Annotated in this window: 4 protein-coding genes; 1 reads left to right on the forward strand and 3 read right to left on the reverse strand. The window is 39.3% G+C overall.

The genetic code is table 11. The features are described 5' to 3' along the window. From WAM07_RS04915 to WAM07_RS04925, 3 genes are all read right to left on the reverse strand, one after another. On the reverse strand, nucleotides 1-353 hold a 353-nt coding region (locus tag WAM07_RS04915), incomplete at its 3' end, for a YitT family protein (RefSeq protein ID WP_422165276.1). A 333-nt stretch (nucleotides 354-686) separates the two neighbouring features. Further along, nucleotides 687-2,558 (reverse strand): ATP-binding protein, encoded by a 1,872-nt coding sequence (locus WAM07_RS04920; RefSeq protein ID WP_422165280.1) that lies wholly within the window; start codon nucleotides 2,556-2,558, stop codon nucleotides 687-689. A gap of 177 nt (nucleotides 2,559-2,735) precedes the next feature. Next, nucleotides 2,736-3,602 (reverse strand): DNA-3-methyladenine glycosylase family protein, encoded by an 867-nt coding sequence (locus WAM07_RS04925; RefSeq protein WP_422165278.1) that lies wholly within the window; start codon nucleotides 3,600-3,602, stop codon nucleotides 2,736-2,738. A gap of 874 nt (nucleotides 3,603-4,476) precedes the next feature. Between WAM07_RS04925 and WAM07_RS04930 the strand changes: the two genes are divergently transcribed. Then, the coding region (locus tag WAM07_RS04930) for a LysM peptidoglycan-binding domain-containing protein (protein WP_422165279.1) at nucleotides 4,477-4,832 on the forward strand (356 nt) is incomplete at its 3' end.

Raw genomic sequence — 4,832 nt, forward strand, 5'->3', positions numbered from 1 at the left:
GCAATAATTTGACCAATAATTAGTTGAATCAGTAAGTCATTGCTCAACGCTTCCTGCATTGGAACATAGGTTTCCAGTCCCCAAACCATGAAAGATAGAGCAAAGCTAGCATAGATGGTTTTCGCTCCAAATTGAAAACCTAAGAATATAAAACCAACAATAAACAGAACGATATTTAAGCAGATCATTATCATTCCTAAAGATAGATCAGGGATAACTTTATTCAAAACGATTGATAAACCACTGACTCCCCCGGTCGCTAAATCGTTTGGGGAAAGGAAAAAGTGAACATTAACCGCTACGCATAAAGCACCTATATTCATCATTAGAAAGGACCATATTTTTTTAAGCATCAGTAAGCCTCCTTTATTTAAAATATTGAAAAATATTGTCGAACGAATGAATAGTACAATCGGGATTATAGAGCCCTTTTTTGCGTTTGTAAACAGCTTTGATTGTAAAAAAATATTTTATTTTATGTAAGCGATTGAAGCTGAAATATTCACAATTTTTACTTTTTCAATCTTACCTTCTGCTCTTTATATCTAAGTCAAATTTCCTGACTTTATATTTACAATTAAGAGTTTCAGCCCGATATAAAAAAGAAAGAAAAAGCCACCAATAAAATAAACCACTGCATAAATATGCAGTGGTTCAGGACGAGGTCAATTCTTTTAATGATTATTTTATTTAGGCAATCTAACGGTTACCGTCGTTCCTTCTCCCTTTTGACTTTCATACGACATCGTGCCATTAAGATCAGATACGATTTTCTTAGTAACCATAACACCTAACCCTGTTCCTTTTTCTTTGGTAGTAAAGAATGGCTCCCCGATTTTGGCCAGTTCCTGAGGGGTCAAGCCAGGACCTTCATCACTAACGGAAATCGTTAGTTCATGACTCGATAACTCCGCATCGATCACTACTTTCCCGCCATCCATCACATCAATTGCGTTTTTAATTAAATTGATGAGGATTTGATTCAGACGCTTTGGTTCCGTATCGATTTCTTCATCTAAGCCTTTCTGATGAAATACAAGCTTCACACCTTTATCCTTCGCTTCCTGTTCTAGTAAACGAATGACGTAAGAAACAATATGTGCTGGAGCTACTTGTTCTAATTGGATAGATGATTTTGGTTTGGACAACATCATGAAATCTTGCACAATTGCTTCAATCCGGTTCACTTCATCCAGAATAATATCTTGATAATTATCCCTTAATTCTGGATTAGCCGCTCCAATTTGCAGGAATCCTTTTATTGCCGTCAAAGGATTTTTAATCTCATGAGCAATTCCAGCTGACATTTGAGTAATAGTAGAAAGCTGCTGGGATTTTTCTTTCAACTGCTCCATTTCTTTAAACTCAGTTACGTCCTCATGAATTCCTATCACGTAATCGGTTCCGTTATTTTCTACCGGAAACCCTCTAGTCCGTATCCATTTCTCTTCGCCATTACTGCTTTTCACCCGATATTCTACTTGATCCTTTGTGGTGCGCATCATCTTCATAGACTCTTCGACTTTTGAATGATCCGCCTCATTAATCACGCGTAGGATAATGGAAGGGTTCGAAAAAGCTTCACGGCGGGAGATTCCAAATAAATTTTGGAAAGAAGGACTGATATAATGGATTTCATTAAACTGAGGATCACAAATCCAAAAGACATCTTTAATATTGTTAGCAAGTAATGCAAATCGTTCCTCTGAATCTTTTAAAGCTTGAAGCTGCTTTTTATATTGAGTGATATCCTGGGCAAAAACTGTTATTCCAAGCTCTGTTGGATGGACTGTCATCAGCACCATCGTATTTGTCCTTTGAATGAAGCCTTCGAATTCACACGTCTCCTGGGTTTCCATTGCCCTTAAATAATGCTGAAAAAAATTATAATATTCATTGATAGGATAAACATCCCATAACTTACGATTACAATTTTGTTCAAAAGAAATGCCGGTGATTTCTTCCATCTTCTGATTGGCATAGTTGATCTCCCAATTGTGGCTGATAATAGCTAACCCGTGAGGAAACTTATCTACCAGATGGGTCATTCGATGTTTCAACTGTGAATTCTTAGAAGTTGAATAACGGATGCTCTTTTTTTTCTGTCTTTCAGCTAAAGTGCCTTTAAAAGGTCTCTCAGGGTACACCTGTTCATCTTCCTTGGCCACACGAAAAGAACCTTCTGGGTTAAGCTTCTCAGTTCTAACTCTCTCTTTTAAAGAAAACGCAATCTGACCGTTAGTTAAATGAACCATTTTACAATCCCATGGTCGTAAGGTGTTCCCGTTGTTCACCTGCAGGGATATGTCACGTAGTCCTTCTGTTAATAACTGGTGTAAAACACGCTGCAAAGTATTTTGACTGGATGAAGGGAAGGATTGAAGCCATTCGGTGAATGATAACTCAACATCTTCCAGATCAAATGTCCTTTGCATCTCAGGATTGAGTATAACCTTCTGAAGACGCAAATCGAGCAAGCAGGCAGGTGTGCCATTCATACTAAGGACATCCAGAATTTCATTACTATGGACTTGGTCAGAATACCTCTCTCTTATCACCAATATTAAGACCTCTTTTCCTTTACCGTTCAAGATTTTCCAATACGTGTATTATTATAACGCATCAAAGGAAAATTTTGAATATTTTCAAACAATTATTCTTAAATTTCAGGATTTTATTATCTTTACATTTTATTTAATTAAAATTGATATTATGACTTTATTCTACTTTATTTATTATTCAATACTTCTCCATAAAGTTAGAGAAGCGTAGCTTTGATAAGGAGGCCAGCTTTCACTGAACGATTCCATCTGTTCTTTGGAGGGCTTATCTTCCAATTTAAAATAGGATTTTAGCGCATTTTGTATACCGATATCTGCTTTAGGAAGTAGATTTTCTCTTCCCACCCCGAACATCAACCAATTTTCAGCTGTCCACGGGCCAATACCTCTAATTTTAACAAGATGCTTCATTACCTCTTCGTCTGCCTGACGGGCTAACCACTCCAGATCTAACTCACCTTCAACTATTTTACGGGAGGCATCGATCACGTATTCAGCCTTCCTCTGGCTGAATTGAAGTTCTCTCAGATGTTCGTAAGGGACTTCAGCAACGGTTTCAGGTTCTGGATAAAACCAAACGCCGTCCTTTTGGTACCCCAGTCGTTCGACAAATCGAGTGCTCAGCGTATGAGCAAATTTCATATTTAATTGCTGATGTATAATGACTTTAACTAAGGAGTCGTACAAATGAAAGTCCTTAACGATAGGTGTGCCCGGATAAGTTGAAAATAAATCTTCCAGGTTGGTATTATGAAAGTGGCTTTGCACCTTTTCAAGATTACGATCCCATTGAAATAAGTCACGTACGTGCTGAATCAATGCTTCTTTAGCCTCTTCATCTTCACTGGAAATACTAAAGGATGGACGGGCAGTGGTACCTTGGGCCTGTACTCGGACTACATGGGAACCGTTCTTCAGCTTCACAGGAACATCTACCCACCGCTCCTCTTGATCCAACTTATTTAAAGGGTCATATGACCATCTCTGCAATGTATAATCGAAATCATAATAACTATTTGATGTAAGTATCTCTTCCCACACCTCTGTAACCTCCTTCGTTCCAATTGATCCATTATAATGTGTTTCCTTACCTTTTCCCTTCTCCATCAAAGACTAATCTGAATTTAACATTCCCTGCTAAAGTCGTTTCGAAATAAAGCCTTACACAATGGGTATTATAACTGAAAAAATAACGTGGATCTCAAACAGATCCTTTAATAACAGACTCTGTTAACCGTTATTGTTGAACTTTTCGGAAGTAGATTATTGAACTAAAGTGCAGGATTGTGTAAGACTCGATTTCGAGATATCGAGTTACTGTGAAGGTCCTGCGGGGAACGACTCGCTTTCCGGCCCTGCACAACGCAGGGTCGTTCGACGTTGCCACAGGACGTGGCGATCTTAGTCGAACATCCCCTGTGCTGAGCTTCCTCAGGCTTCGCCTTCCGGGATCTCACCGATCATGTTCATCCCGCAGGAGTCTTCGCCGTTCCCTTCCGCCCCTTTGCGATCATGGAGAGCTCGAAATTTTCTGAATAAACACCTTCCAATAAACAAGGGTTATAATCCACCCTGAGTTTTAATGGTTGTTTACGTGTAGGAACCCTGTTATAGAAGCATTTGAGGCAGATGCAGTTTGGCTCCTGTCTCCTATAGCAGGATCCGTTCACTAGATATCGTTGGGGCTGCGAAGGAAACGACGAGACTCCCACGGGAGAAGGAGCTAGGCGAGACCCCGCAGGGACGGAGTCTTTTTATTATGGTGGTAAATATTACATGTATGTGAAACAAATGTAATATCTGATAACTGATTGTTGTCATCCTGTTATTGAGATAAAACGATGAGGTGTTAAGGTAGGAGATGTGATTTTAAACAGAGGCGATCATCTGTTTAGCAAATAAGGAGGCAATTACCATGAAAAAATCCATTCTTTCAATAGCAGCAACTTTTGCAATTATAGGCACAACAACCATTACCGCAAGTGCAAGTGAAGTAGTCGTAGATAAAGGAGACACCCTTTGGGGCATTGGCCAGGACAATGGAGTTTCCGTGGAACAGCTTATAGACGCAAACGATTTATCATCTCACCTGATCTTCCCGGATCAGACTCTTACAATTAACGGTGAAACAGACGATCAAGCAGAAGAAAACAACGAAGAACAGTCAGAAGCTAATGAAGTCCAAGCTTCTGGATCTGACGATTCTTCTGGTGAAGAGGTAGCCAAAACGTTGACGATGGAAGCTACCGCATATACGGCATTCTGTGAAGG

The organism is Halobacillus sp. (genome assembly GCF_049282395.1).
Taxonomy (GTDB): domain Bacteria; phylum Bacillota; class Bacilli; order Bacillales; family Halobacillaceae; genus Halobacillus.